Here is a 26,163-nt window from a genome sequence, read left to right as displayed (position 1 = left end):
CTCCAAGGATCTTGGTGGCTGATGAAGGGCCACACCCGGCGCCTATTGGGCGCCGTGCAGGCTGGCCATCGGAGCGGTGCGCAGCTCGCGCAGCGGGATGATCAGCATGTCGTCATCCCCGGTCTCGAAGAGCTCGTCGAGCGGGCCGTTATCGGTATCGACCACCGCCACGACCTCGCCGCCGCGGCCGATCGCGAAATCCTCGATCACGCCGAGCTGCTTGCCGGAATTGCTGTAGACCGCCTGGCCGCTCAGTTCCGAGAGGCGCGGGCCGTTCCCCGTGCTGGGGCTGCGATAAAGGTCCGTGGCATCGACCACGACGACCGAGGTATCGGCCTGCACGGGCGCGCTCGGGACGGTGGCGAGAGCCGCGACGGCGAGCGAGAGAGCGCCGGCACCGGCCAGTAATTTCCTCCTCATATGCTCCTCCTTGCGTTGCGCATGTCCCTGGCCAACGGGGCTGAGGCAGGACCGGTTCCACAGGTTTTGCCGGGATTACCGGCGTAAGTGGCGGTGATCGCCGGCCTCCGCCGTCGCAGTGGCGAGGCCCGGACCCCACATGTAGTCTGGTTGCCGACCCATCGATCAGCGAAGGACAGCTCCGTGCTCCCCCAGGAAGTCATCCGCGCCAAACGCGACGGCCAGACCCTATCGGCCGAGGCGATCGCCGAATTCATCGCCGGGCTGACGGGCGGAGCGGTGGGCGAGGGACAGGCCGCGGCCTTCGCCATGGCGGTGTTCTTTCAAGGCATGGACGCCGACGAGCGCGCCGCCCTGACCCGGGCGATGGCCGACAGCGGCACCGTGTTGCGCTGGGACGGGCTCGACGGCCCGGTGCTCGACAAGCACTCCACCGGCGGGGTGGGCGACCGGATCAGCCTGATGCTGGCCCCCATCGTCGCCGCCTGCGGCGGCTATGTACCGATGATCTCCGGGCGCGGGCTCGGCCATACCGGTGGCACCTTGGACAAGCTGGACTCGATCCCCGGCTACCGCACCAATCCGGACCTGAAGACGTTCCAGCGGGTGGTGCGGGAGGTCGGCTGCGCCGTGATCGGCCAGACCGACGACCTGGCACCGGCGGACCGGCGGCTCTATGCCATCCGCGACGTCACCGCGACGGTGGAATCCGCCGCCCTGATTACCGCCTCCATCCTCTCAAAGAAGCTTGCCGCCGGCCTGGACGGGCTGGTGATGGACGTGAAATGCGGCAGCGGCGCCTTCATGGACGACCTGTCCAAGGCGCGGAACCTGGCCGACGCCCTGGCGGAGACCGCGCGGACGGCGGGCCTGCCGACGGTGGCGCTGATCACCGACATGAACCAGGTGCTGGGCCGCACCGCCGGCAACGCGCTGGAGGTGGCCGATGCCGTCGCCTTCCTGATCGGCGCCGAGCGCGAGCCGCGCAGCCTGGAGGTGACCCTGGCGCTGGCCGGCGAGATGCTGGCCCAGGGAAAGATCGCCGAGACTCCCGATATCGGCCGCGACATGGCCCGAGCGGCGCTGGAGGACGGGCGCGCGGCCGAGGTCTTCGGCCGCATGGTCGCCGCGCTGGGCGGCCCGGCCGACCTGATGGACAGACCCGAGGCACATCTGGAGACCGCTCCCGCCGCCGTGCCGGTCTATGCCGAGGCTCCGGGCATCGTCGCCCGGATCGACGCCCGCCGGCTCGGCGTGGCGGTGATCGAGCTGGGCGGCGGGCGTCGGCAGGCATCCGACAGGATCGACCATGCCGTCGGGCTGACGGAGATCGCCGGCATCGGTGAGGCGGTCGGCCCGGACGTGCCGCTGGCGGTGATCCATTGCCGCGATGCCGCCGCCGCCGAGCCGGCGGCTGCCTCCATCCGCGCCGCCTATACCCTGGGCGACGCTGCACCGGAGGTCGGGCCGGTGGTGATCGAACGGCGGACGGGGGAAGGCTGATGGCCCGCGCCTTCTTCATCGTGCTGGATTCCGTCGGGATCGGCGGCGCCCCGGATGCGGAGCGCTTTGGCGATGCCGGTTCCGACACGGTGGGCCATATCGCCGATGCCTGCGCCACCGGCCGGGGCGATGGGCACGGCCGCAGTGGCACGCTGCACCTCCCGAACCTGCTGGCCCTCGGACTGGGGGCGGCGCATCGCGGGGCCACGGGCACCGAGCCCGTCGGACTGGACGCGGCGCCGGCCCGCATCGGGGCCTGGGGTCACGCGGCGGAGACCAGCCTGGGTAAGGACACGCCGAGCGGCCATTGGGAGCTGGCCGGCGTGCCGGTCGCCTTCGACTGGACCTACTATCCCGACACCGTTCCGACCTTCCCGGCCGAGTTCACCGCCGCCCTGGTCGAGCGCTGCGGGCTGCCGGGCATCCTGGGAAATTGTCACGCAAGCGGAACGACCATAATCGCCGACCTCGGCGCCGAGCATATGAGGACCGGCAAGCCGATCCTCTACACCTCGGCCGACAGCGTGGTGCAGATCGCCGCCCATGAGGAGAGCTTCGGGCTGGAGCGGCTCTACGAGGTCTGCCGGGTCGCCCGCACCCTGGTGCCCGACACGGTCGGCCGGATCATCGCCCGGCCCTTCCTGGGCTCCGGACCCGACGACTTCACCCGCACCGCCAACCGCAAGGACCTGGCCGTTACCCCGCCGGCACCGACCCTGCTGCAGCGCCAGTCCGAGTCCGGCGGGTCGGTGGTCTCCATCGGCAAGATCGGCGACATCTTCGCCCATGCCGGCACCGGCGAGGAGATCAAGACTGCCGGTAACGACGGGGTGTTCGAGACCCTGATGTCCGTGACCGGCCGCGATCTGGACAACGCGCTGGTGGTGGCGAATTTCGTCGATTTCGACACGCTCTACGGTCACCGCCGCGACGTCGCCGGGTACGCCGCCGCCCTGGAGGCGTTCGACCGCGACCTGCCGCGTTTCCTCGGCGCCCTGCGGCCGGGCGATCTGGCGGTGCTCACGGCGGATCATGGCTGCGATCCGACCTGGCGCGGCAGCGACCATACCCGAGAGCAGGTGCCGGTGCTGTTCGCCGGCCCCGGCCTGGCGCCGGGGGATCTCGGCCAACTCGCCTTCGCCGATGTGGGCGCCACCCTGGCCGCCCATCTGGGCCTGGCGCCGGGCGATCACGGCATAGATCGGTTGAGGTCTGGCCGGCTGGGGACGCGGCGATGATCCCGCGCTTCGCCGTCGACAGCGACCCGGCCGAACTCGCCGCCGCCTATGGGCGCGACGGGGTGCTGGTCGTCGAGGATGCGATCCCGTCCGCCGACTGCGACGCCCTGATCGAGCGCGCCCATGCGATCGTCGACGCCTGGGACCCGGCGGACGGGCGTTCGGTGTTCTCCACCACCGCGCCGAGGCACGCCTCCGACGCGTATTTCCGCGGGAGCGGCGACAAGATCCGGGTGTTCCTGGAGGAGGGCGCGGTGGATGCCGAGGGCGCGCTGACCGTCGACCGGCACCGGGCGGTGAACAAGCTTGGCCACGCCATGCACGATCTCGACCCGGACTTCGACCGCGTGTCGCGTCGTCCGGTGCTGGCCCGTATCGCCGCCGCCCTGGGCATCGGCGCGCCGAAGCTGGTCCAGTCCATGGTGATCTGGAAACCGCCCGCCATCGGCGGCGCGGTGGTGCCGCATCAGGACGCCGCTTTTCTCGTCACCGACCCGCCCAGCGTGACCGGCTTCTGGCTGGCGCTGGAGGACGCGGACGAGGGCAATGGCTGTCTGATCGCCCAGCCGGGAGGCCACAGGGGTCCGCTGCGTCAGCGGTTCCTGGACCGCGACGGCGGTCTGTCCCTGGAGACCCTGGACGCCACGCCCTACCTGGCGGACGGCTTCGTGCCCCTGCCCGCGCGCAAGGGTACCCTGGTCGTGCTGCACGGGTTGCTGCCCCATGGCAGCGCGGCCAACACCTCGCCGCGCTCGCGCATGGCGTACACGCTGCACGTGGTGGACGGGGCGGCGGCATGGCACCCTGGCAACTGGATCCGCCGCCGTCCGAACGATCCGTTCCTAGGCTTCTGACCGGGAGAGACGATGTTTCGGATGCTGCGCGACCTGTGCCTGCTCCTCGTCGTGATCCTCGGGCTCACGGGCGGATCGCAGGTCTCCTCCTTCGTCGATGCCTATGCGCAACGGTTGGGCGGGGCGGTGGACGAGCTGGATCGGCAGGTGACCGCCCATCGGACCGAGGCCGCCGCCCAGAACCTCACCCTGGAGGCCTATCTGGAGCGCCACCACACCAACGCGGACCCGGCGATCCAGGGCTCCGGCCGGCGGCTGACCGCCATGGTCGACCGGCTGGCCGACCTGCGGGTCGCCCGCGCCGAGCTGGAGGCGGCGGGGCCGTGGACCCGGCCGGCGGTGGCGCTGCGCCATTCCGACAGCGATATCCTGGGCAACGCCTATGCCGAGTGGCGGCCGGGGCTGACGATCGATCCGCGCTGGGGCGTGGTCGGCGCGGTTCTGGCCTGGATGCTGTTCGTGGCGGTGTCCACGCTGCTGGTGCGCGGCTTCCGCTCCCCCCGTCGCCGCGCGCCCGCCCGCTGACGCACCCGTTCTCACCCGATATTTCCGTCATCCTGAATCAAGTTCAGGACGACGGTAGGGGATCGGGTCACGAACGCGCCGCGACTAAGACCCCTCCGCCGCCACGACCTTGGCCGTGCCGGACTCGTACTCCGGCACCATGCGGCCGAGTATCTCGACCGTGGCGACCATCTGCCGGGAGCGGGCGGCCGCCTCCAGCTCGTCCAGGCCGCGCTCGATCAGGGCATGGTCGGCGGTGCGGGGATGGGCGCGGCGGATGGCGGGGATCTCCGTCGCCTCCAGGGTCTCGGCGCCGTGGAACAGCTCCTCGTGCAGCTTCTCGCCGGGACGCAGGCCGGTGAAGGCGATCTGGATGTCCTTGCCCGGCTCCAGCCCGGCCAGCCGGATCATCCGGTCGGCCAGGTCGACGATCTTCACCGGCTCGCCCATGTCCAGCACGGTGATGCCGCCCCGCTCCCGCGGCGCCGCGCTCTCCAGGGCGGCGGCCTGCAGCACCAGCTCCACCGCCTCGCGCACGGTCATGAAGTACCGGGTGATGTCCGGATGGGTCACGGTCAGCGGCCCGCCGCGTTCGAGCTGGCGCTGGAACAGCGGCACGACCGAGCCGGTGGAGCCCAGCACGTTGCCGAAGCGGGTGGTCACGAAGCGGGTGCCGCCGTCCAGGTCCAGCGCCTGGCAGTACGCCTCGGCCAGCCGCTTGGTCGCGCCCATGACGTTGGTCGGGTTCACCGCCTTGTCGGTGGAGATCACCACCACCGTGCCGACCGCGGCGGCCCGCGCGGCGTCGGCGACGATGCGGGTGCCGATGGCGTTGGTCAGCACCGCGTCGCAGACATTCGCCTCCATCAGCGGCACGTGCTTCAGCGCGGCGGCGTGGAACAGGATTTCGGGTCTGGCCTCGCTGAGGATCTCGCTCACCCGGGCGGGGTCCCGCACGTCGCCGATCAGCGCCGCGCGCGGCAACTCCGGCACCCGCTCGGCCAGCTCAAGGTCGATCCGGTAGAGCGCGTATTCCGACTGGTCCACCAGGGTGATGCGGGCCGGTCCGAGATCGGCGATCTGGCGCACCAGCTCCGAGCCGATTGTGCCGCCCGCGCCGGTGACCAGCACCCGACGGCCCGCGATCAGCCGCTGCATGGCCGGCCGATCCAGGGTCGCCTGCGGCCGGCCGAGCACATCCTCCACGTTGATCGGGCGGAGCTGCATCTGGGCGTCGCCGGGCGTCTCCAGCGCGCTCAGCACCGGCATGCGGCTGACCGGGATCCCGAGTGCGTCGGCCCGGTCCAGAACGCCGCGGACGGTGGCGCCGTCCATCTGCCGGCGGGTCAGCACGATGCGCTGCGGCCGCAGCCCCTGTCCTGTGAGCCGCTGCACCACCGCTTCCAGGTCCGTCAGGCCGCCGAAGACCGGCACGCCGCGGATCCGGCGTCCGTTCCGCGACTCCCGGTCGTCGACGATGCCGACCACCCGATAGGGCATCTCGTGACCCGGCGCGGTCTCGCGGATGAACAGGTCGGCCCCGTCCCCCGCACCGACCAAGAGCACCGGCACCCGGTCCCGGGCGTTGCGCTCGAACAGGGCGGAGATCGTGCCGTCCTTCAGCAGCCGGTAGCCGACCCGGGGCAGGATCAGCAGGATCGACAGCAGCGCCGCCTCGATCACCAGGAACGAGCGGGGCAGGGAATCGAGGCGCGTGACGATGAACTGCAGCACCAGGAAGGCCGCGATGATCACCGCCACCGCGCGGACGATCTGGGCGAGATCGCCGATCGACGTGTAACGCCACACCGCCGTGTCGAGCCGCATCACCAGGAACACCGCCAGCGCGGTCAGGGTGAACAGCGCCGTGCCGGTCTGGATCGCCTGCATCGGCCACCAGGCGATCTGGTCGCCCAGCCGCACATACAGCGCCAGCGGAAACGACACGGCGGCCATCACCGTGTCGTGGGCGAAGATCAGCAGGGAGCGTCTGAAAGCGCGGGCGTTCATGCGATGTCGCGGGCTGGAGTGGCTGGGCGGAGGGAGTCTATCACGGTTGCCCCCCGTCACCGCCGGTCAGCAGGGGGTCAGCCGTCTGCCGGACAGCCTCTAGCATCCCGGCCTGCGGATCGACGACCGGTTTCCACCCCAGGGTCCGCCGCAGGGCGGTGTCGTCGAAGGCACAGGAGCCGCCGAGCCGCCGGCCGGTATCGCCCAGCAGGGCCAGCCCGCGCGCCGGGACGGGCAGCAGCAGCGCCCGGCGGCCGAGCGCGTCGAGAATCCGCCGGGTCAGGGCCCCGGTGGACAGCGCCTCGCCGTCGGTGGCGAAGAAGGTGCGGCCCGCCGCCTCCGGACGTTCCAGACAGGCCAGAGTGGCCGAGGCGAGGTTGTCGCGGTGCAGGAAGGAGCGCCGGTTGCCGGAGATGCCGAGCGGCAGCACCGCCGGCGCGCGGCGCAGGAAGTCGATGATCCGCCGCAGATTGCCGCCGCTTCCCGGCCCGTAGACCGGCGGCGGGCGCAGGATCACCACCTCCAGTCCCGTGTCCGCCAGGGCCCGTTCGGCGGCCAGCTTGGCCCGGCCGTAGGAATCGCCGGGCGCGGGGGCCGCGGTCTCGTCGATGCCGGAAAACGGCGTGGTCTCGCCGGCCGCCTTGACCGAGCTCATGAAGACGAATCGGCGCGCGCCGGCCGCCGCCGCCGCCTCGGCAAGCCGTTTCGTTCCGTTAACGATGCTGCCGTCCAGCGTTTCGTCGGACAGGCCGCCCGGCGCGCTGGGGCTGGACAGGTGGATGACCGCCTCGACCCCGGCCAGGGCCGCCGACCACTCCGTCAGCGGGCCGAGATCGCCCACCGTCACCGCCCGGTCGCGCCAGCGCGGGGCCAGACCGGCCGGATCGCGGACGGCGGCGACGGGGTCATGCCCGCCGGCCTCCAGGTCGCGCAGGATCGCCCGGCCCACATAGCCGCTCGCGCCGGTGACCAGGACCTTCATACCGCCGGCTCCGAGGCCCTTGTGCCGACCCGCAGCAGCAGGCCGTAGCACGACCCCGCCACCGCGAGGCCGGCCACGAGGGCTATCCAGGGCTGCACCGGCGCCACCCACCAGGCCAGGGCGATCAGGGCGGCGTTGGCGGCGAGCGTCGCGGCGCAGACCCGGGCATGGCTCCACCCGCCCTGCACCGCGCGCTGATAGGCGTGCTCGCGATGCGCCTCGGTCGGCTTCCTGCCCCGGGCGAGTCGGCGGATCAGGGTCACCGAGGCGTCTATGACGAAGACCAGCGGCAGAACCAGGGCGGCAGCCAGCGCCGGCCCACCGGGGGCGGCGGTGGCGACCAGCAGGTAGCCCATCAGGAAGCCGATCGGGATGCTGCCGGAATCGCCGAGGAAGATCTTCGCCCTGTGCCAGTTCCAGACCAGGAATCCCAGGGCCGCTCCCAGCGCCGCCGCGCTCGGCGCGAGCAGGGTGGCCGGGGCCAGACCGAGAAGCGCCAGTCCGCCGACGCCGACCGCGATGGCGCCGGTCTCGCTGCCGACGATCCCGTCGATCCCGTCCATGAAATTGTAGAGATTGATGAACCAGAGCCAGGCCAGGGCGGTCAGCGCCAGATCGAGAGGCTGCGGCAGGTAGGCGGCGAAGGCACCCTGGCCGTCGAGGGCCCAGAGCCCGCCGGCGACCGCCAGACCATGGGCGGCGAGCCGCACGCCGGCCGACAGGTTGCGCAGGTCGTCGATGAAGGAGACCACCGAGAGGCCGATCGCCAGAGCCAGCGCGATGCCCATGCCGCCAATCGGCGCGCCCTCGACCACGGTGGCACCCAGGGCGACCGTGGCGATGGCGGCGATCACCGCGATGCCGCCGCCGCGCGGGGTCGGGATCACATGGCTGGAACGGTCGTTGGGATGGTCGAGCACCGCCGCGCGCCGCAGCAGGGACAGGACCGCGCGGGTGGCGAGGCAGGAGAGGGCGGCGCCCAGGCCGACGATGATCAGAATCGCAGTCATCGCCAGGGCTTATACACAGCCGGTGCGGGCGGAGATAGGACGCTTTCGGACGACCCGGAAACCTGCGGCTTCAGTGGCCTGGACTACCGCCGGTCCTCGCGGCGCAGGGCCCATTTCACCGAGATCGACTCCAGCGCGCGCAGCTCGGCCAGCGGTACGCCGATGACGATCTGGCGGGTGCGCTGCAGCCGGCCGCCCTCGCCGAAATACACGCTCTCGTTCAGGGCCAGCCGTCCGCCGGTGACCCGCAGCCGCCAGCCCCCGCCCGACGGCATGCGCAGCAGCACCGAGGCGCCGTTCTGGATCAGCGAGGCCGAGACCCGGGGGTGCAGATGGAAGCGAATCGCCGCCTCCTGCGGCTTCGCGCCGGGGCCGCCGGTATAGCTCAGAACGTCCTCGCCGCGCAGGTCGTCGCCGCCGGCCGCCAGAAACAGCCGGCGCCGGTGGACGACCGAATGGCTTTCGCGGTAGCCGTCATGCTCGGCCTCGACCCAGACCGCGCCGTCGGCCTCCCAGCGCTCCAGGCGGACCTGGGCCGGACGGCGGCCGAGACTGCCGTCGGCGCGCAGCTCGGTGGTGTTGGTGTCGTCGATCACCAGCCCGGAATGGGCGGCCGACGCGCGCAGCAGCCCCTGCCAGCGCGGATCGCCCGGCGCCGCGCCGCAATTGACCACCAGCCGTTCCTTGCCGACCGAGAACTCCATGCTGAGGGTGCCCGCATGGGCGGTGTCGTCGTCGGCGACCGGGGCACCGGTATCGAGGATGGCGACGGCGCGGCCGGCCACCAGCCGCTCGAACCCGGTCTCCAGGGCCGAGGTCACGGCGCGCGTCTTGGTCTCGGCGCGGGCGATCAGGGTGTCCAGGCGCCAGACCTGACCCTCGGTGGCGCCGTTGAACAGGGCGAGGCCGCCGTCCCCGTGCCGCAGCATGCGGAGCACGCCGGTCATGCGCTGAATGGTCTCGTCCAGGGCAGCGGTGGATTCCCGGCCCGCCGCGCGCAGCGCCGCGCGGGCGTCCACCAGGGCGACCAGGGCGTCGGTCTGCATCGCCGGCGAGCGCGAGCGATGGCCGCCATCGGGCAGGATCTGGGCCCGGATCGCCGCGTCGAGACGGTCGGCCAGGCCCTGGATCTCCTCGCCGTCGGCGCCGAGCGCCACTGCCGCGATCAGGGCGCCGCGCAGGGTCTCCAGCCGGGCGACACCGGGCGGGCCGGCTTCCAGCGCGCGCAGCAGGTGGCGGTACTGGCGGGTCAGGCTCTCCAGCACCCGGCGGCGGAAGTCGTCATCGGCGGAGTCGGCGAAGAAACCGAAGGTATGGACCCAGGCGGCGACGCGGGCGGCCAGCAGATCGGCCCGCCAGGCCAGCCGGTCCCAGCCCGGATACCGCTCGATCCAGGCGCCCACCAGGTCGCGGGCGCGGCGCCGGGCGGCGTCGCCGGCGAGATCGCGCAGGTCGCGCAGCCATTCGAACCGGTGAAGGGCCTCCAGGGCGGCGTCGCTGTAGCCGCTCTGATCCCAGGGATCGGCACCCACCTGCACGGCGGTGCCGCCGACGGCGTAGGTGCCCTCCAGAAGCTCGCGACCGAGGTCGGAATCGCCGGTCCAGGCGTCGGCGACGGCCACGGCCAGCCCGTCCGGCACCGGTCCGGACAGGCGCCAGGCATGCACCGGCGAGGCGAAATAGGCGTCCCGCAGGCGATCCGACAGTCCGCGCCTATCCCGCCGCCTGCTCACCACCGTTCTCCCGTCAGTTGGCGGCCCTGATCGCGGCGATGTTCGCCGCGTAGGCATCGCTCCCGCCCTTGAAGGTGGCGGTTCCGGCGACCAGCACGTCGGCCCCGGCCGCCACGATGCGCCCGGACGTCTCCGCCGTCACCCCGCCATCGACCTCCAGGTGGATGGCGCGGCCGGTGGCGTCGATCCGCTTGCGGACGGCGGCGATCTTGTCGAGCTGGGAGGCGATGAAGGCCTGGCCGCCGAACCCGGGGTTCACGGTCATCACCAGGATCAGGTCGACCATGTCTATCAGATTGTCCAGCGCCTCGACCGGCGTGCCCGGGTTCAGCGCGACCCCGGCCTTGGCGCCCAGCGAGCGGATGAGCTGAAGGGTGCGGTGGACGTGCGGGCCGGCTTCCGGATGCACGGTGACGATGTCGGCGCCGGCCTCGATGAAGCCGCCCACATAGGCGTCGACCGGCGCGATCATCAGGTGCACATCGAAGGTCTTCCGCGTATGCGGCCGGATCGCCTTCACGATCGCCGGACCCAGGGAAATGTTCGGGACGAAATGCCCGTCCATCACGTCCACATGGATCCAGTCGGCGCCGGCGGCGTCGATGGCACGGATCTCCTCGCCGAGCTTGGCGAAGTCGGCGGCGAGAATGGAGGGAGCGATCAGCGGAGCGTTGGCCATGGCGGGTCGGTAGCAGGTTGCGTCGGCCGCTTCAAGCGCCTGTGCCCCCGAGCCGCCGATCGGCGCGTAGGCCATGAAAGCGACGGGCGCCCCTCGCTTGCGCGAAGGACGCCCGCACCGGCCGCCGGGAGGGCGGAGGGGGGTTACTCTCCCGGCGCCGGGACCGTGTGATGCGTACCGATATGCTCCGCCTCCGCCGCGTGGCGCAGCGGCCGGTTCCCGGTCAGCGCCCGGGCGACGACGTAAAACACCGGCGTGAAGAAGATCCCAAAGGCGGTCACCCCGATCATCCCGGAGAACACCGTCAGGCCCATGGCGTAGCGCATCTCCGCCCCCGCCCCGGTGGAGGTGATCAGCGGCACCACGCCCATGATGAAGGCCATCGACGTCATCAGGATCGGCCGCAGCCGCAGTCGGCTCGCCTCGATCGCGGCGGCCACGGGACCGCGCCCGGCCAGTTCCAGGTCGCGGGCGAACTCGACGATCAGGATGGCGTTCTTCGCCGACAGCCCGACCAGCACGACCAGACCGATCTGGGTGAAGACGTTGTTGTCGCCGCCGGTCAGCCAGACACCTGTCATCGCCGCCAGCACGCTCATCGGCACGATCAGGATGATCGCCAGCGGCAGGCTCAGGCTCTCGTACTGGGCGGCCAGCACCAGGAAGACCAGCAGGAGGGCCAGCGGGAAGATGATCAGCGAGGAATCCCCCGCCAGGATCTGCTGGTAGGTCAGGTCGGTCCATTCGAAGCTGAAACCGGCCGGCAGAGTCTCCGCCGCGATCCGCTCCACCGCCGCCTGGGCCTGCCCCGACGAGTATCCGGGGGCGGGCGCGCCGCTGACATCGGCGGCGATGAATCCGTTATAGCGCATCGCCTGTTCCGGCCCGACCGCCGGCTCCACGCTCAGCAGGGCCGACAGCGGCACCATGGCGCCGGAGGTCGAGCGCACCTTCAGGGCGCCGATATCCTCCGGCCGGGCGCGGTAGGGGGCGTCCGCCTGCAGCCGCACCGAGTAGGTTCGCCCGAACCGGTTGAAGTCGTTCACATAGAGGCTGCCGAGATAGATCTGCAGCGTCTCGAACACCTCGGTCACCGGCACGCCGAGCTGCTGGGCCTTGGTGCGGTCCAGATCGGCGTAGAGCTGCGGCACGTTCACCTGGAAGTTGGTGAACAGATTGGCCAGCTCCGGCGCCTGCCGGGCGGCGCCCAGGAAGGTCTTCACCGCCGCGTCCAGCGCCTCGTAGCCGTGCGAGGCCCGGTCCTCGATCTGCAGCTTGAAGCCGCCGGTGGTGCCCAGCCCCTGGACGGGCGGCGGCGGGAAGATCACCACGAAGGCGTCCTTGATCGCGCCGTACTGGGCGTTCAGGCGGCCGGCGACGGCCCCGGCGCTGTGGGCCGGTCCCTGGCGCTCATCGAACGGCTTCAGGGTGGCGAAGACGATGCCGGCGCTGGAGCTGTTGGTGAAGCCGGCGATCGACAGGCCGGGGAAGGCGACCGCGTGCTCCACGTCCGGGTCCTCCAGGGTGATCCGGCTCATCTCGCGGATCACGCCCTCGGTGCGGTCCAGAGTCGAGCCGTTGGGCAGTTGGGCGAAGCCGATCAGGTACTGCTTGTCCTGCATCGGCACGAAGCCGCCGGGGACCTGGTTGAAGATGGCGTAGGTCGCGCCCAGCAGCGCCAGGTACAGGCCAACGGTGACCGTCTTGTGCCGGGTCACCCGCGCCACCCCGCCGCCATAGGCGTTGGAGCCGCGCCGGAACACCGCGTTGAAGCCGCGGAACAGCCAGCCGAAGGCGAAGTCCATCGCCCGGGTCAGCCAGTCTTTCGGTGCGTCGTGGCCCTTGAGCAGCAGGGCGGCGAGCGCCGGCGACAGGGTCAGGGAGTTCACCGCCGAGATCACCGTGGAGATCGCGATGGTCAGTGCGAACTGCTCGTAGAACTGGCCGGTCAGGCCGCTGATGAAGGCGAGCGGCACGAACACCGCCACCAGCACCAGGGCGATGGCGACGATCGGACCGGAGACCTCGCGCATCGCCTTGTAGGTCGCGGCCTTCGGCGCCAGCCCTTCCTCGATGTTGCGCTCCACGTTCTCGACCACGACGATCGCGTCGTCGACCACGATGCCGATGGCCAGCACCAGCCCGAACAGGGACAGGGCGTTGATCGACACGCCGAGCAGGTGCATGGCGGCGAAGGTGCCGACCACCGAGACCGGCACGGCCAGGAGCGGGATGATCGAGGCCCGCCAGGTCTGCAGGAACAGGATCACCACCAGCACCACCAGCCCGACCGCCTCCAGCAGGGTGTGGATCACGGATTCGATGGAGGCGCGCACGAACTGGGTCGGGTCGTAGACGATCTCGTAGTCCACGCCCTCGGGCATGTAGCCCTTCAGCTCCGCCATGGTGGCGCGCACGTCGTCGGAGATCTGGATGGCGTTGGACCCCGGCGCCTGAAAGATCGGGATGGCGACCGCCGACTTGTTGTCGAGCAGCGAGCGCAGGGCGTATTCCGCCGCCCCCAGCTCGATCCGGGCGATGTCGCGCAGGCGGGTCACCGCCCCGTCGGTGCCGGTCTTCACGATGATGTCGCCGAACTCCTCCTCGGTCTCCAGCCGTCCCTGGGCGTTCACCGGAAGCTGCAGGTCGACGCCGATCAGGCCCGGCGAGGCGCCGATGATGCCGGCGGCGGCCTGGATGTTCTGCGACCGGATCGCGTCGGCCACGTCGCCGGCGGACAGGCCGCGCTCGGCCACCTTCTGCGGGTCGAGCCAGATCCGCATGGCGTAGTCGCCGGAGCCGAACAGCCGGACCTGGCCCACGCCCTCGATCCGCGCCAGCCGGTCCTTCACGTTCAGGACGGCGTAGTTGCGCAGGTAGGTCATGTCGTAGCGGTCGTTGGGCGAGAGCAGGTGCACGACCATGGTCAGGTCGGGCGAGCTCTTGACCGTGGTCACGCCGAGGCGGCGGACCTCTTCCGGCAGCCGCGGCTCGGCCTGGGTCACCCGGTTCTGCACGAGCTGCTGCGCCTTGTCCGGGTCGGTGCCCAGCTTGAAGGTCACGGTCAGGGTCATCAGGCCGTCTGTGGTGGCCTGGCTGCTCATGTAGAGCATGTCCTCCACGCCGTTGATCGCCTCCTCGATCGGCGTCGCCACGGTGGCGGCGATGACCTTCGGGTTGGCGCCCGGATACTGGGCGTTCACGACGACGGTGGGGGGCACGACCTCGGGATATTCGGAGATCGGCAGGCTGCGCAGGGCGAGCAGCCCGGCGACGAAGATCAGGACCGACAGCACCCCGGCGAAAACCGGACGGTCGATGAAGAATCTGGAGAGGTTCATGTCACGCGTCCGGTTTTCGGGGTGATCGGCGGGAGAGAGCGGCGAGCGAGAGGCGGCGTCAGTTCGACGCCGTCTCCAGCGGCAGGTTCGGGGTCATGGCGACCATCTCGGGGGCGACCAGCGTGCCCGGGCGGACCCGCTGCAGGCCGTTGACGACGATCCGCTCGCCGGCCTCGAGACCGCTGGTCACCACCCGCAGGCGGCCGGCGGTCGGGCCGAGGGTCACCTCGCGATAGGCGACCGTGTCGTCCTCGGCGACGACCAGCACGAACTTCTTGCCCTGGTCGATGCCGACCGCGCGCTCGGTGATCAGCAGCGACCGCTCGGCCACCGCCTTGCCCATGCGCAGCCGGGCGAATTGGCCCGGGATCAGGAAGCCGCCGGGATTGTCGAACTGGGCGCGGACATGGACCGTGCCGCTGCCGGCATTGACGGTGTTGTCGATGAACTGCAGGTGACCGTGGATCGGATCGGTGCTGCCGAACGGGGCGGCCAGCTCGACCGGGATCCGGCTGACGTCGCGGTTGCCGTCGGCCCCGGTGCCCAGGTCGCGGATCGCCTCCAGCACCACCTGTTCGTCGGCGTCGAAGCTGGCATAGATCGGATCGACCGAGACCAGGGTTGTCAGGGCCGGGGCGCCGGCGCCGGCCGGCACCAGATTGCCCACATCGACCAGGATCTGGCCGACCCGGCCGGAGACCGGCGCCCGGATCTCGGTGTAGCCCAGGTCGAGCTTGGCCCGGCGCAGATCCGCCTCGGCCGCCTGGTAATGGGCCTGCGCCTCGCGATAGGCGTTGGTCCGGCTGTCGCCCTCGCGGATCGGCAGGGTGCGGGTCTTCACCAGCTCCTGCGCCCGCTCATGCTCCTTCTTGGTGAAGGACAGCCGTGCCCGGGCGGCGGTGGTCTGTGCCTCGGCCCGCGCCACCTCGGCGGCGAAGGGTTCGGGGTCTATGGTCACCAGCAGGTCGCCCTCCCGGACCAGACTGCCCTCGCGGAAATGCACGGCCCGCACCTGTCCGGCGACCCGGGAGCGGACTTCCACCCGCTCCACCGCCTCCAGGTGCCCGGAGAATTCCTTCCAGCCGACCAGATCCCGCGCTTCGACCGTGGCCACGGACACCGGCACCGCAACCGGCGCCTGAGCGGCCGGCGGTGCCTCGCCCGTGGCGGCTGTCTCCTCGGAATAGGATGGCGAGAGGGCAAGCATTCCGGCGGCAATGATTGCGGCTACCGCAGCCGACCCCAGTATGATTTTGTACCCACGTCCTTTGGAATGTGCACCAGCCATCGGATCGCTCCATGTCTCGTTTTGTACCGATCGGTAAGAAATCGGTTCGGCCGGATATGGAGGGTGGACATGGGTGGATCAAGTACCCACCTTACCGATCGGTACAAAAAAAATCGAGTGGAGGATTCTGGCCATGAGTCGGCCCCGGACATTTTGTGAGGTAACTGCGCTCGACAGGGCCCTCGAGGTGTTCTGGCGCTCCGGGTACGAAGGCGCGTCGATCTCCGCCCTGACCGAGGCGATGGGCATCAACCGGCCGAGTCTCTACGCCACCTACGGCAACAAGGAAGAGCTGTTTCAGAAGGCGCTGGCCCGCTACGTCGATCTGAAGAACGAGTTTTTCGACCAGGCCCTGGCCGAACCCACGGCCCGCGAGATGGTGGCGAAGCTGCTCTACGAGGGTGCGGCGATCCTGACCGATCCGGAGCATCCGGTGGGCTGCCTGTCGGTCCAGGGCGCCCTGGCCTGTACGACGGACACGGAGCGGGTGCACGACGAACTGGCGAAACTCCGGGCGACCTATGAGGCGCGGCTGCGCCAGCGCTTCGAGGAGGAATGCCGCGACGGCCGTCTGCCGCCGGGGACCGACCCTGAGGTGCTGGCCCGGTTCGTGACCACCGTCAGCCACGGCATGTCGGTGCAGGCGAGCGGCGGTGCCACCTGCGAGCAGCTGCGCGAGGTGGCGAAGATGGCCATGCGCGCCTGGCCGGTACCGGACCAGGCCTGAGCCTGAAAGCGCCGTCTCAGTCTTTGACCAGCCGGCAGGCGTAGAAGCCGTCGATCCCGCCGGCATCGGCAAGGTGGTCGGGACGGGTGCGCAGGTCGCCGTCGGCGGTAATCGACTGCGACAGGCCGCCGATCTCGTCGGCTGTGATGGGGACCCGTCGGAGCCCCGGGGTGCGGGCGAGCAGGGCGGCGATGCGCTCGGCACCCTCGGCGCTCTCCAGCGAGCAGGTGCAGAACACCACCGTGCCGCCGGGCTTCACCATCGCGACGGCGGCGTCGAGCAGCCGGTCCTGCAACACCACCAGCTTGGCCACGTCGCCCTCGCCCTTCAGCCAGGGAATGTCAGGGTGCCGGCGGATGGTGCCCGTGGCCGAGCACGGGGCGTCGAGCAGCACCGCGTCCACCGGGCTTGGCGGGCGCCATTTGGCGGCGTCGGCGGTCACGCAGGTGGCGGCAAGCTGCAGGCGGGCGAGGTTCTCCTGCATCCGCTTGACCCGCCTGGCCGCCCGGTCGACGGCGATCACATGGGCCGCACCGGCGGCGAGCTGCGCGGTCTTGCCGCCCGGCGCGGCGCAGAGATCGACGACGGTCTTACCGGCGACATCGCCGAGCAGACGGACGGGCAGGGCGGCGGCGGCGTCCTGCACCCACCACGCGCCTTCGTCGAAGCCGGGCAGGGCGTCGATCCGGCCCTCGATCGGCCGGCGCAGGGTCCCGGTCTGCAGCACCGTGGCGCCGAGCGTTTCCGCCCAGTGGTCGGGATCGGCCTTCACGGTGATGTCGAGCACCGGCTCGCGCTGGACGGCGGCGGCCATGGCCTCGGCGGTCTCGTCGCCATAGGTGGCGCGCCAGTTCCGCGCCAGCCAGGCCGGCAGGGCGTCCAGGGCGGGCAGGGTGTCGATGGTGTCCCGCGCCTCGCGGTCGAGGCGGCGCAGCACGGCGTTGGTCAGCTTGGCGAACTTCTCGTGGCCGCGCGAGCGCACGAGATTGACCGCGCTGTCCACGGCGGCATGGGGGGCGACCTTCAGCACCAGCAGCTCGGTCGCGGCGATCCGCAGCACATCGCGCACGGCCGACGCCTTCAGCGGCAGCGGTTGTGCGAGGCAGCCGTCGATCAGCCGGTCCACATGGCCGAGGCGGCGCAGGGTCGTCGCCACCAGGGTGCGGGCGAAGCCGCGGTCGCGGTCGGGCAGCCAGTTCATGCCGTCATGGGCGACCAGGGCCTCGTCCAGCGGCGTGTTCTTGGCCAGCACCGCACGCAACAGGTCGAAGGCGACGCTGCGGGCGGCGGAGATCTTGGCATCCGCCGGCGGCTCTGCGGGAGCCCCGGGCGGAAGCGGGTCGGGAGTCTGGTCGGTCATGGCGGCGGGTTTGAGCACGACTGGCCCGCCAAGCAAAGGGGAAAGGCGCCCCTCTGCCTCGGTTTCAGCGTGGCGCCACGCCGGTCAGGACCGTGCCGAGGTCGTCCGACAGGGTCTTGCCGAGCCGCACCACACCCGCGTTCTTCGGCAGGCCGGCCAGCTCCGGATGGTCCCGGTCGAACGAGGTCACCACCGCGCAGGGCAGGTCCGCCGTCGCCTTGATCGATCGAATGGCGTTGATCAGGTCGACGCCGGAGATCCCGTCCATCACGGCGGAGGTCAGCACGATATCCGGGCGGTCGGTGACCGACAGGCGCAGGGCATCGTAGACATCCAGCGCCGTCTGGGCCCGGAATCCACAATTGGCCAGTTCGCGCGACAGCATGTGGCCCATGGTACGGGCCCGGATCACCACCAGCGCGCGGCCCGGCTTGGCCGACACGCTGGTCGGATCGAAATCCGCCAGGACCGGGAGCCGGCTCTGCATCTTGGCGGCCTGTTTCGGGTCGGGCTCGCGGCCGAGCTCGATCAGATCGGACAGGCAGTCGACGAAGCGCTGGTAGTCCTCGATCGGCAGCGGCGCCTGGTCGAGGGTCGCCGACATGTAGTCTTCGAAGCGGTGGGCGACGGTGGCGACCGTGCGGAAATGGAAGTTCGCGGCCGCGCCCTTAACGCTGTGGATCTCGCGCGACAGGGTCATGATCGCGTCGCGGTTGGCCACCTTCGCGCCGGCGAGGTTGGTCAGCGAAACCTGCATCCGGGCAAGCCGGTCCGAGGATTCCCCAAGAAACTCCTGCGTGAGGTTTGCAACGATATCGTCGAAAAGTGCCATTGACCCCATCCCCATCTGCCCGGCGTCCCAAAGCGGGACGGCGCGAAACCCTGCCGCAGGACAGTTAAAGTTTCGTCAACGATGGCTCGAGCGAATTGCGCCGACCGCGTTGACGACGATCCGGGCGGCGGTGAGGGCGGACAATCCGTCCGGGTCGCGCTCGGGGATGAACTCGATCATGTCGAAGGCCCGCAGCCGTGCCTTCGCGGCCACCCCGTGGATCAGCTCGATCGCCTGGGTATAGGTGAGCCCGCCCGGGGTCGGGGCGACGACCGCCTTCATGATCGACGGATCCAGGGCGTCGCAATCCAGGGTGATCAGGCAGTTGGCCCCCGCCGGCACATGCTCCAGCGCCGCCTCGATGCCGTGGCGGTGGATCTCCCGCGCGGTGACGATCTCCGCGCCCCAGGTCTCGGCGATCTGCACCTCCTCCTGCATGGCCGACCCCAGGCCGCGGATGCCGACCTGCACGATGCGCTCCACATGGGCCATCTCCGAGGCCCGGCGCATGGTGCTGGAGAAGCCGTATTTCTCGCCGCGCCGCTCGTCGCGCCAGTCGATATGGGCGTCGACCTGGACGATTGTCAGCGGGCCGAGCGGCGCCAGCGCCTCGATGAACGGGATCGGCACGGAATCGTCGCCGCCGATCATGATCGGCACCGCTCCGGCCTGCAGGATGGCGCCGGTCGCCGCCTGAATCTTCTCGCGATTGCCGGCGCCGTCCAGAGTGGTGGTTTTCAGATCGCCGGCATCCAGGAACGCCAGGCTCCCGTCGTCGTCGAGCGGCCGGCCCAGGTCGAAATCCCAGTGATGCGCCCAGCCGGCATCGTGGGTCAGGGCCCGGCGCAGAGTCGCCGCCGTGCCGGCCAGCGCCTCGTTGCTGAACTCCGGATAGGGCGTGCCGTGGGGCGCGCCGAACAGCACGATCCGGGATTCGGCCAGGGGCAGGTCGGCGCGGGCGCCGAAGAAGGCGGGCGCGGGGGCGGTGGTGTCGAGGGTCATGGCTTCAAGTCCTTAGTGTGCGGTGGCCCAGCTCTCGCCCCAGCCGGCGTCGGCAACCAGCGGGACGGACAGGTTCAGGACCGGGGCGGCGGCCCCCTCCATCACCTCCTTGACCAGGGCGGCGGTGGCCTCCACGTCGCCCTCGGGCACCTCGAACAGCAGTTCGTCATGCACCTGCAGCAGCATGCGGGCCTTGGAGTTCGCCTTCTCCAGGGCGACCGGCAGGCGGACCATGGCGCGCTTGATGATGTCGGCGGCCGTGCCCTGGATCGGCGCGTTGATCGCCGCGCGCTCGCCGAAGTTCCGCATGGCCGGGTTCTTCTCGCGGATCGCGTTGATATGGACCTTGCGGCCGAACCGGGTCTCCACGAAGCCCCACTCGTGCGCCCGCTTCTTCATCTCGTCCATGTAGTCGCGGATTCCGGGGAAGCGCTCGAAATAGGCGTTGATGTACTGCTGCGCCTCGCCCTGGGGCGTGCCGAGCTGGCGGGCCAGGCCGAAGCCGGAAATGCCGTAGATGATGCCGAAATTGATCGCCTTGGCCTTGCGGCGGATCTCCGAGGTCATCTCCCCCAGCGGTACGCCAAACACCTCCGAGGCGGTCTGGGCGTGGATGTCGATGCCCTCGCGGAAGGCGGCGCGCATGGTCTCCAGCCCGGCGATGTCGGCGACCAGCCGCAGCTCGATCTGCGAGTAGTCGACCGACAGCAGCAGGTTGCCCGGCTCGGCGACGAAGGCGGTGCGGATCTTGCGCCCCTCTTCGGTGCGGATCGGAATGTTCTGCAGGTTCGGGTCGTTGGAGGACAGCCGGCCGGTGGCCGCACCGGTCATCGAATAGGAGGTGTGGACGCGCCGCGTCTCCGGGTTGATGTCGTCGACCAGCGCGTCGGTATAGGTCGACTTCAGCTTGGCGATCTGGCGGTAGTCGAGCACCTTTTCGGCCAGCTCGATGCCTTGCGCGGCCAGTCCTTCCAGCACGTCGGCACCGGTGCCGTAGGCGCCGGTCTTGCCCTTCTTGCCGCCGGCCAGGCCCATCTTGTCGAACAGGATCTCACCGAGCTGCTTGGGCGAGGCGACGTTGAACGGCTCGCCGGCCAGATCGTGGATCTCGCCCTCGCGCTCGACCATGCGCTTGGCGAAATCGGCCGACATGTCGTTCAGGATCTTCGGGTCGACCCGGATGCCGTTGCGCTCCATGTCGACCAGCACCGGGATCAGCGGCCGCTCCAGGGTCTCGTAGACCGTGGTCATGTGCTCCTCGACCAGGCGCGGGCGCAGCACCTGATGCAGGCGCCAGGTCATGTCGGCGTCCTCGGCGGCGTAGTCCCGCGCCTTGTCGAGCGGCACCTCGGCGAAGCCGATCTGGCTCTTGCCCTTGCCGCAGACCTCCTCGAACTTGATGTTCCTGTGCTCGAAATGCAGCAGCGACAGCTCGTCCAGCCCGTGGCCGTGCAGCCCGCCCTCCAGCACGTAGGAGGCGCACATGGTGTCGTCGATCGGGGCGACGGCGATGCCGCCATTCGCCGGCCGGCTGAGCACCAGGCAGTCGTATTTGGCGTTATGCGCCACCTTGAGCACGGCGGGGTTCTCGAACAGGCCTTTCAGTGCGGCGATGGCGTCGTCGAACGGGATCTGCTCCGGCCCGTCGCCGGAGGACGGGGCCGCCAGCAGCTCGCCCTGGGCGGCCGTGCCCACATGGCGCAGCGGGATGTAGCAGGCCTTGCCCGGCGCCAGCGCCAGGGACACGCCGACCAGCTCGGCCCGCATGGCATTGAGCGAGGTGGTTTCGGTGTCGAAGGCGACGGTGCCCTGGGCCTCGGCGGCCGCGATCCAGCCGTGCAGCCCCTCCAGGGTGGTGACCAGCGCGTAGTCGGCCTCCTCGCCGGTCGGGGCGGAGACCGCGGCGGTGGCGGCGGTCTCGCCGGCGGCCTGGCCGGCCTCGCTCTCGAACCGGGCGATCAGCCGCTTGAAGTTCTGCTCGCGCAGGAAGGCCAGGATCTTGTCGGAATCGATGCCGCGCACGACCAGATCGCCCAGCGGCTCCGGCACGTCCACGTCGTCCTTCAGGGTGACGAGCTGCTTGGAGATGCGGGCGAGCTCGGCATGTTCGATCAGGTTCTCGCGCCGCTTCGGCTGCTTGATCTCGCCGGCCCGCTCAAGCAGCGTCTCCAGGTCGCCGTATTCGTCGATGAGTTGGGCGGCGGTCTTGATGCCGATGCCGGGCACGCCCGGGACATTGTCGACGCTGTCGCCGGCCAGCGCCTGGACGTCGATGACCTTGTTCGGGGCCACGCCGAACTTCTCCATCACCTGGTCGGGGCCGATCGCCACGTTCTTCATCGGGTCGAACATGTCGATCCCGTCGCGCACGAGCTGCATCAGGTCCTTGTCGGAGGACACGATGGTGACGCGCCAGCCCTTCTCCACCGCCTGCCGGGCATAGGTGGCGATGATGTCGTCGGCCTCGAAACCGTCCATCTCGATGCAGGGCGCGTTGAAGGCGCGGGTCGCCTCGCGGATCAGCGGGAACTGCGGAACCAGATCCTCCGGCGCATCCGGGCGCTGGGCCTTGTACTGGGGATAGATGTCGTTGCGGAAGCTGAACCGGCTGGCGTCGAAGATCACCGCCATGTGGTCGGCGTCCATGTCGTCGATCAGTTTCACCAGCATGTTGGAGAAGCCGAAGACCGCGTTCACCGGGACTCCGTCCGGCCGGGTCATCGGCGGCAGGGCGTGATAGGCGCGGAAGATGTAGCCCGACCCGTCCACCAGGAAGAGATGGCTCTGCCCGGGCTCGGCCGGGGGCGGGATGTCCGTGTCGGGCGTGGCGGCGGTGTCGGCCATGGAAGTTTCCGGGTCTGGTGAGGCTCGCGGCGACTCTAGCGGACCGGCGCCTCTCGGCAACCATTGAAGCGTCCTGTCCGCTCCCTATGGAAGGCCGGGACGGACTTCGCCGCCGCCCCAATCCTGCCTCACGGAGCCTTTACCGCAGGGTCGCGGGTGCGTGATGACGCGCGAGCGCCACCTGCTCATATCCTCGGGCACCTGATCGGGATTGGCCGATCAGGGAACGGCTGAACAGGAAAGCGGAACAGGGTCATGCAATACGCAGCTTTTTCCAGGGCGCTCGCCCGCATCGTCGGGGTCGTGGCCATCGCCGGCCTGGTGGCCCTCGTCGGCCCCCGGATCTCCCATGCCGGCCAGGACCCGGTCTATACCGAGTTCCTGTCCGATACCGCGGTGGACGGCTACGACCCGGTCGCCTACTTCACCGACGGCAAGCCGGTCGAGGGCTCGGACAAGTACGAGACGGAGTACAACGGTGCCACCTGGCGCTTCACCTCGGCCGAGCACCGCGACGCCTTCATCGCCGAACCGGCGAAATACGCGCCGCAATACGGCGGCTACTGCGCCTGGGCGGTCTCCCAGGGCTACACCGCCAAGGGCGACCCGCAGCACTGGCGCATCGTCGACGGCAAGCTGTACCTGAACTACAACGCCGACGTTCAGAAGAAATGGACGGCCGACATCCCCGGCCACATCACGGCGGCCGACGGCAACTGGCCGAAGGTACTGGAATAGAGGCCTGGAAGCCTCAGGCGGCGTGCTCGCCCTCGTCGCCGGAGACCATCACATAGGTCTTCGAGCAATAGGGACAGACCACCTTGTGCTCGTCCTCGGGGATCTCCAGGAACACCCGGGGATGGCCGAGCGGACCGTCGCCGCCGTCGCAGGCGACCCGGTGTCCCGTCACCTCGATGGTCTCGAACGCGTCGTTGCTTGCCGCCGCCATGGCCCGATCCTCCGCGCTGCCCGCGCTTGTTCACGTCATCCCCGGATGATACCCACGAGCGCGTCTGCCGCAAGGTTTTGATCAGCTTGGATGGGGTCATGGGGTCGGTCCGCCTGTCGTTAACCCTCGCGTGCCTGCTTGTCCTGGCCGCCTGCGCGCCGCAGATCGCCCGACCGGGGACCGAGCAGGTGACCCCGGAGCTGGTGCAGCGGCCCTTCGCGGTGATGGAGGACGGCATCCGCCTGCCGATGCGGATCTGGCGACCGGAGGGCGGGGCCGAGGCAGCGGTGGTCGCGCTGCACGGCTTCGGCGACTATTCCAACGCCTTCGCCCAGCTCGGCGCCGACCTGGCGGCCCAGGGGGTGACGGTCTATGCCGCCGACCAGCGCGGCTTCGGCGAGGCGCCGGGCTACGGCATGTGGCATGGCCGCGCGCGCATGGCCCGCGACGCCGAGACTCTGGTACGGCTGGCGAAGCGGGATGCGCCCGGCGTGCCGGTCTACCTGCTGGGCGAAAGCATGGGCGGGGCGGTGGCGATGCTGACCCTGTCAGACCCGCAGACCGAAGCGGACGGCGCGGTGCTGTCGGCGCCGGCGGTCTGGGGCCGCGACTGGATGCCGCTGGTCCAGTCCCTCAGCCTCGACATCATTGCCCACACCGTGCCCTGGCTGCCGCTGGAGCCGCGCGGCATCCGCCTCATCCCCAGCGACAACATCGCCATGCTGCGGGCGCTGGCGCGCGACCCGCTGTTCATCAAGCGCCCGCGGGTCGACGCGGTGCATGGGCTGGTGGCGCTGATGGACGCGGCCCAGGCGGCCGCCCCGGAGCTGAACGGCGCGATCCTGGTGCTGTATGGCCGCAAGGACGAGCTGGTGCCGCGCCGGCCGACCTGCGCCATGCTGAAGGCCCTGCCGCCGGGCCGCCGGGTGGCGCTATACGCCGACGGCTATCACATGCTGTTCCGCGACCTGGAGCGCGCCCAGGTGATCGCCGACATCGCCGCCTGGACCCGCGATCCGACAGCGGTGCTGCCGTCCGGCGAGGAGGCGGGCGCGGCGACGCTTAAGCGGTTCTGCGGGGGGTAATCCGGCGGTTGGCGTAAACCCCATTCGTCATCCCGAACTTGTTTCGGGATGACGAATGGGGTGGGAACAATAACGGAGGGTTACAGAACGATCACGTCCCGCGCCGGCGGTACCGCGAAGAGGTGCCAGACCCGGTCCGAGCGGCGCTCCAGGATGCGGCGCTGGTTCAGGTAGCCCTTGTCGGTGATCTCTCCGGCGTCGACGTTCGGCGGCTCGTCCATCACCAGGGCCCGGGCGATCCGGGTGCTGGAGGCCGGGTTGGCGGCGTTGTGCCTGGCCAGCCCCTCGCGGATCGTCGCCACCGTCGCACCCGGCTTGGCGAAGACCAGGGCGCCGACCGCGTCCCGGTCGTGACCGGCGATCACCACGTCGCTGACCGCCGCGCCGCAATTGGCGATCACCGCCACCCGCAGGGCGCCGACGCTGACCCAGGTGCCGGTGGAGAGTTTGAAATCCTCGGCGATCCGGCCGTCGAAGACGATCCCGGCGTTGGGATCCACCGGATCGGCCAGCCGCACTGCGTCGCCGCTCAGGAAATAGCCGTCGGCGTCGAACGCCTCGGCCGTCAGGTCGTCGCGCCCGGCATAGCCCGGGGTGATGTTCGGGCCGCGCAGGGCGATCTGCAGCTTGTCGCCGGTCGGCACCAGCTTCGCCTCGACTCCCGGCACCGGAACCCCGACCACGCCGGTCTCCTCCAGCACCAGATGCGCGGCCAGCGCCATGGGCGCCGTCTCCGTCGTGCCGTAGCAGGTGGTCAGTACCGGCAGCTCGCCCGTCGCCGCCAGCCCCAGAGCCTCGACCCGCCGCCACAGGGACAGGGGCAGGGTGGCGCCGGCGTAGAACACGAATTCCAGGCTCTCGAAGAACCGGTCGCGCAGGCCGTCATCCGCCTCCAGATAGGGCAGCAGCATGTCGAGCCCGCGCGGCACGTTGAAATGCAGGGTCGGGCGGACCAGCGCCAGGTTCTCCGCCGTGCGGGCGATCCGCTCCGCGGTGGGGCGGCCGTCGTCGATATACAGGGTGCCGCCATGGCTGATGGCGAGGCCGAGGTTCTGGTTGCCGCCGAAGGTGTGGCTCCAGGGCAGCCAGTCGAGCATCACCGGCGGCCGCTCGGCCAGGAACGGCCAGACCTGCCCCAGCGCGGCCTGGTTGGAGGCGAGCATGCGGTGGGTGTTGATCACGCCCTTGGGCGTGCCGGTGGAGCCGGAGGTGAACAGGATCTTGGCGACATCGTCGCCGCTGACTGTCGGCAGGTCGCCGGGCTTTGTCTCGGCCAGGGCGGATACGTCGCCGACGATCTCCGCCCCGCCGAAATCGACTCCGGCCCGTGCCCGCTCGAACGGTTCCAGCCCCTCGGCCAGCACCAGCCCCGGCCGGACGATCGCCACGATCTGCTTCAGCTTGGCGAAGTCGCGCGACAGCAGGGAATAGGCCGGCGAGACCGGGCAGAACGGCACCCCGGCCCGGAAGGCGCCGAGCATCAGCAGCGCCTGGTCGACCGAGTTCTCCGACAGCGCCATGACCGCGCCGATCCCGCGCGCGATCAGCGCGGTGGCGATGCCCCGGCTGGCCCGGGCCGCTTCGGCGAAGCTGACCGCGCGCCAGCCGTCGCCCTGGCGCTCGGCCACCAGCGTGCGGTCCGGCGTGCGGCTCGCCCAGCGGTCGAGATGGTCGATGATGGTCTCGGGATGCGGGGCGGGCGGCGTGCGGGAGCGCAGGTGGACGGTGCCGTCGGAATCCCGGCGTATGGCGATATCGGGCAGCGCGAAGGGCGCCCGCTTTCGCGCCGGTTTCATGCGGCC

Annotated in this window: 21 protein-coding genes; 7 read left to right on the top strand and 14 right to left on the bottom strand. The window is 70.4% G+C overall.

Annotated features, from left to right (window positions below; translation table 11 throughout):
- Positions 1–42: 42 nt before the first annotated feature.
- Positions 43–420 (bottom strand): PRC-barrel domain-containing protein, encoded by a 378-nt coding sequence (locus G578_RS0121585; protein ID WP_084619107.1) that lies wholly within the window; start codon positions 418–420, stop codon positions 43–45.
- A gap of 183 nt (positions 421–603) precedes the next feature.
- Here G578_RS0121585 and deoA point away from each other — a divergent pair, with 183 nt between their 5' ends.
- The 4 genes from deoA to G578_RS0121565 are packed head-to-tail and all read left to right on the top strand — an operon-like array spanning position 604 to position 4,540.
- Positions 604–1,923, top strand: coding sequence for a thymidine phosphorylase (gene deoA, locus G578_RS0121580; RefSeq protein WP_028795993.1), 1,320 nt, complete (start codon positions 604–606; stop codon positions 1,921–1,923).
- On the top strand, positions 1,923–3,161 hold the full coding sequence (locus G578_RS0121575; protein ID WP_028795992.1) for a phosphopentomutase: 1,239 nt from the start codon (positions 1,923–1,925) through the stop codon (positions 3,159–3,161). The genes deoA and G578_RS0121575 overlap by 1 nt, the downstream gene beginning before the upstream one ends.
- Positions 3,158–4,015, top strand: a complete 858-nt coding sequence (locus tag G578_RS0121570; RefSeq protein WP_051245147.1) for a phytanoyl-CoA dioxygenase family protein — start codon at positions 3,158–3,160, stop codon at positions 4,013–4,015. Before G578_RS0121575 ends, G578_RS0121570 begins: the two co-directional genes overlap by 4 nt.
- 12 nt (positions 4,016–4,027) lie before the next feature.
- Complete coding sequence (locus tag G578_RS0121565; RefSeq protein ID WP_028795990.1) at positions 4,028–4,540, top strand: DUF2937 family protein; 513 nt, start codon at positions 4,028–4,030, stop codon at positions 4,538–4,540.
- An 84-nt stretch (positions 4,541–4,624) separates the two neighbouring features.
- Here the strand turns inward: G578_RS0121565 and G578_RS27625 are convergent, their stop codons facing one another.
- The 7 genes from G578_RS27625 to G578_RS27610 form a co-directional block, all read right to left on the bottom strand.
- A complete protein-coding gene (locus tag G578_RS27625) occupies positions 4,625–6,529 on the bottom strand; it encodes a polysaccharide biosynthesis protein (RefSeq protein WP_051245146.1) in 1,905 nt (634 codons plus the stop codon).
- A gap of 40 nt (positions 6,530–6,569) precedes the next feature.
- Positions 6,570–7,511, bottom strand: a complete 942-nt coding sequence (locus G578_RS0121555) for an NAD-dependent epimerase/dehydratase family protein (RefSeq protein WP_028795989.1) — start codon at positions 7,509–7,511, stop codon at positions 6,570–6,572.
- A complete protein-coding gene (locus G578_RS27620; protein ID WP_084619106.1) occupies positions 7,508–8,521 on the bottom strand; it encodes an MraY family glycosyltransferase in 1,014 nt (337 codons plus the stop codon). Before G578_RS27620 ends, G578_RS0121555 begins: the two co-directional genes overlap by 4 nt.
- 83 nt (positions 8,522–8,604) lie before the next feature.
- Positions 8,605–10,254 (bottom strand): heparinase II/III family protein, encoded by a 1,650-nt coding sequence (locus tag G578_RS0121545; protein ID WP_051245144.1) that lies wholly within the window; start codon positions 10,252–10,254, stop codon positions 8,605–8,607.
- Between the two features lie 13 nt (positions 10,255–10,267).
- Positions 10,268–10,933, bottom strand: coding sequence for a ribulose-phosphate 3-epimerase (gene rpe, locus G578_RS0121540; RefSeq protein WP_028795986.1), 666 nt, complete (start codon positions 10,931–10,933; stop codon positions 10,268–10,270).
- A 143-nt stretch (positions 10,934–11,076) separates the two neighbouring features.
- Positions 11,077–14,274, bottom strand: a complete 3,198-nt coding sequence (locus G578_RS27615) for an efflux RND transporter permease subunit (RefSeq protein WP_051245143.1) — start codon at positions 14,272–14,274, stop codon at positions 11,077–11,079.
- A gap of 58 nt (positions 14,275–14,332) precedes the next feature.
- Positions 14,333–15,481, bottom strand: a complete 1,149-nt coding sequence (locus G578_RS27610; RefSeq protein WP_245565673.1) for an efflux RND transporter periplasmic adaptor subunit — start codon at positions 15,479–15,481, stop codon at positions 14,333–14,335.
- Positions 15,482–15,695: 214 nt separating this feature from the next.
- Here G578_RS27610 and G578_RS0121525 point away from each other — a divergent pair, with 214 nt between their 5' ends.
- Positions 15,696–16,289, top strand: a complete 594-nt coding sequence (locus G578_RS0121525) for a TetR/AcrR family transcriptional regulator (RefSeq protein WP_038015649.1) — start codon at positions 15,696–15,698, stop codon at positions 16,287–16,289.
- 16 nt (positions 16,290–16,305) lie between these two features.
- On the opposite strand, the gene G578_RS0121520 is transcribed toward G578_RS0121525, so the two are convergent.
- The 4 genes from G578_RS0121520 to polA all read right to left on the bottom strand — a co-directional run bounded on the left by G578_RS0121520 (position 16,306) and on the right by polA (position 22,327).
- Positions 16,306–17,667, bottom strand: coding sequence for an RsmB/NOP family class I SAM-dependent RNA methyltransferase (locus G578_RS0121520; protein ID WP_245565671.1), 1,362 nt, complete (start codon positions 17,665–17,667; stop codon positions 16,306–16,308).
- Positions 17,668–17,713: 46 nt separating this feature from the next.
- Positions 17,714–18,481 carry an Hpt domain-containing protein gene (locus G578_RS0121515; RefSeq protein ID WP_028795983.1) on the bottom strand — a complete coding sequence of 256 codons (768 nt, stop codon included), beginning with the start codon at positions 18,479–18,481 and terminating at the stop codon, positions 17,714–17,716.
- A 75-nt stretch (positions 18,482–18,556) separates the two neighbouring features.
- The gene (locus tag G578_RS0121510; RefSeq protein ID WP_028795982.1) at positions 18,557–19,483 is read right to left on the bottom strand and encodes an arginase family protein; all 927 of its coding nucleotides are present in this window, start codon (positions 19,481–19,483) and stop codon (positions 18,557–18,559) included.
- 12 nt (positions 19,484–19,495) lie between these two features.
- Positions 19,496–22,327: a DNA polymerase I gene (gene polA, locus G578_RS0121505; protein ID WP_051245141.1), complete on the bottom strand. Its 2,832-nt coding sequence runs from the start codon at positions 22,325–22,327 to the stop codon at positions 19,496–19,498.
- Between the two features lie 255 nt (positions 22,328–22,582).
- Here polA and G578_RS0121500 point away from each other — a divergent pair, with 255 nt between their 5' ends.
- Positions 22,583–23,065 (top strand): YHS domain-containing (seleno)protein, encoded by a 483-nt coding sequence (locus G578_RS0121500; protein ID WP_038015646.1) that lies wholly within the window; start codon positions 22,583–22,585, stop codon positions 23,063–23,065.
- A 13-nt stretch (positions 23,066–23,078) separates the two neighbouring features.
- On the opposite strand, the gene G578_RS0121495 is transcribed toward G578_RS0121500, so the two are convergent.
- Positions 23,079–23,276: a zinc-finger domain-containing protein gene (locus G578_RS0121495; RefSeq protein ID WP_028795979.1), complete on the bottom strand. Its 198-nt coding sequence runs from the start codon at positions 23,274–23,276 to the stop codon at positions 23,079–23,081.
- 98 nt (positions 23,277–23,374) lie between these two features.
- On the opposite strand from G578_RS0121495, the gene G578_RS0121490 reads away from it, so the two are divergent.
- Positions 23,375–24,361, top strand: coding sequence for an alpha/beta hydrolase (locus tag G578_RS0121490; protein WP_028795978.1), 987 nt, complete (start codon positions 23,375–23,377; stop codon positions 24,359–24,361).
- An 80-nt stretch (positions 24,362–24,441) separates the two neighbouring features.
- Here the strand turns inward: G578_RS0121490 and G578_RS27605 are convergent, their stop codons facing one another.
- Positions 24,442–26,157 (bottom strand): feruloyl-CoA synthase, encoded by a 1,716-nt coding sequence (locus tag G578_RS27605; RefSeq protein WP_051245140.1) that lies wholly within the window; start codon positions 26,155–26,157, stop codon positions 24,442–24,444.
- Positions 26,158–26,163 lie beyond the last annotated feature (6 nt).

This window comes from Thalassobaculum salexigens DSM 19539 (genome assembly GCF_000423805.1).
Lineage (GTDB): Bacteria > Pseudomonadota > Alphaproteobacteria > Thalassobaculales > Thalassobaculaceae > Thalassobaculum > Thalassobaculum litoreum.
Note: the sequence above shows the minus strand (reverse complement) of the source record. Positions and strands in the feature narration are given on the sequence as shown.

Excerpts from the sequence above, each read along its gene's own strand:
- G578_RS0121570 (WP_051245147.1), top strand. The coding sequence starts at position 3,158 with ATGATCCCGCGCTTCGCCGTCGACAGCGACCCGGCCGAACTCGCCGCC.
- G578_RS0121555 (WP_028795989.1), bottom strand. The coding sequence starts at position 7,511 with ATGAAGGTCCTGGTCACCGGCGCGAGCGGCTATGTGGGCCGGGCGATC.
- G578_RS0121525 (WP_038015649.1), top strand. The coding sequence starts at position 15,696 with ATGAGTCGGCCCCGGACATTTTGTGAGGTAACTGCGCTCGACAGGGCC.
- G578_RS27620 (WP_084619106.1), bottom strand. The coding sequence starts at position 8,521 with ATGACTGCGATTCTGATCATCGTCGGCCTGGGCGCCGCCCTCTCCTGC.
- polA (WP_051245141.1), bottom strand. The coding sequence starts at position 22,327 with ATGGCCGACACCGCCGCCACGCCCGACACGGACATCCCGCCCCCGGCC.
- G578_RS27610 (WP_245565673.1), bottom strand. The coding sequence starts at position 15,481 with ATGCTTGCCCTCTCGCCATCCTATTCCGAGGAGACAGCCGCCACGGGC.
- G578_RS0121565 (WP_028795990.1), top strand. The coding sequence starts at position 4,028 with ATGTTTCGGATGCTGCGCGACCTGTGCCTGCTCCTCGTCGTGATCCTC.
- G578_RS0121490 (WP_028795978.1), top strand. The coding sequence starts at position 23,375 with ATGGGGTCGGTCCGCCTGTCGTTAACCCTCGCGTGCCTGCTTGTCCTG.
- G578_RS0121495 (WP_028795979.1), bottom strand. The coding sequence starts at position 23,276 with ATGGCGGCGGCAAGCAACGACGCGTTCGAGACCATCGAGGTGACGGGA.
- G578_RS0121500 (WP_038015646.1), top strand. The coding sequence starts at position 22,583 with ATGCAATACGCAGCTTTTTCCAGGGCGCTCGCCCGCATCGTCGGGGTC.
- G578_RS0121585 (WP_084619107.1), bottom strand. The coding sequence starts at position 420 with ATGAGGAGGAAATTACTGGCCGGTGCCGGCGCTCTCTCGCTCGCCGTC.
- G578_RS27625 (WP_051245146.1), bottom strand. The coding sequence starts at position 6,529 with ATGAACGCCCGCGCTTTCAGACGCTCCCTGCTGATCTTCGCCCACGAC.
- rpe (WP_028795986.1), bottom strand. The coding sequence starts at position 10,933 with ATGGCCAACGCTCCGCTGATCGCTCCCTCCATTCTCGCCGCCGACTTC.
- G578_RS0121510 (WP_028795982.1), bottom strand. The coding sequence starts at position 19,483 with ATGACCCTCGACACCACCGCCCCCGCGCCCGCCTTCTTCGGCGCCCGC.
- G578_RS27605 (WP_051245140.1), bottom strand. The coding sequence starts at position 26,157 with ATGAAACCGGCGCGAAAGCGGGCGCCCTTCGCGCTGCCCGATATCGCC.
- G578_RS0121515 (WP_028795983.1), bottom strand. The coding sequence starts at position 18,481 with ATGGCACTTTTCGACGATATCGTTGCAAACCTCACGCAGGAGTTTCTT.
- G578_RS0121575 (WP_028795992.1), top strand. The coding sequence starts at position 1,923 with ATGGCCCGCGCCTTCTTCATCGTGCTGGATTCCGTCGGGATCGGCGGC.
- G578_RS27615 (WP_051245143.1), bottom strand. The coding sequence starts at position 14,274 with ATGAACCTCTCCAGATTCTTCATCGACCGTCCGGTTTTCGCCGGGGTG.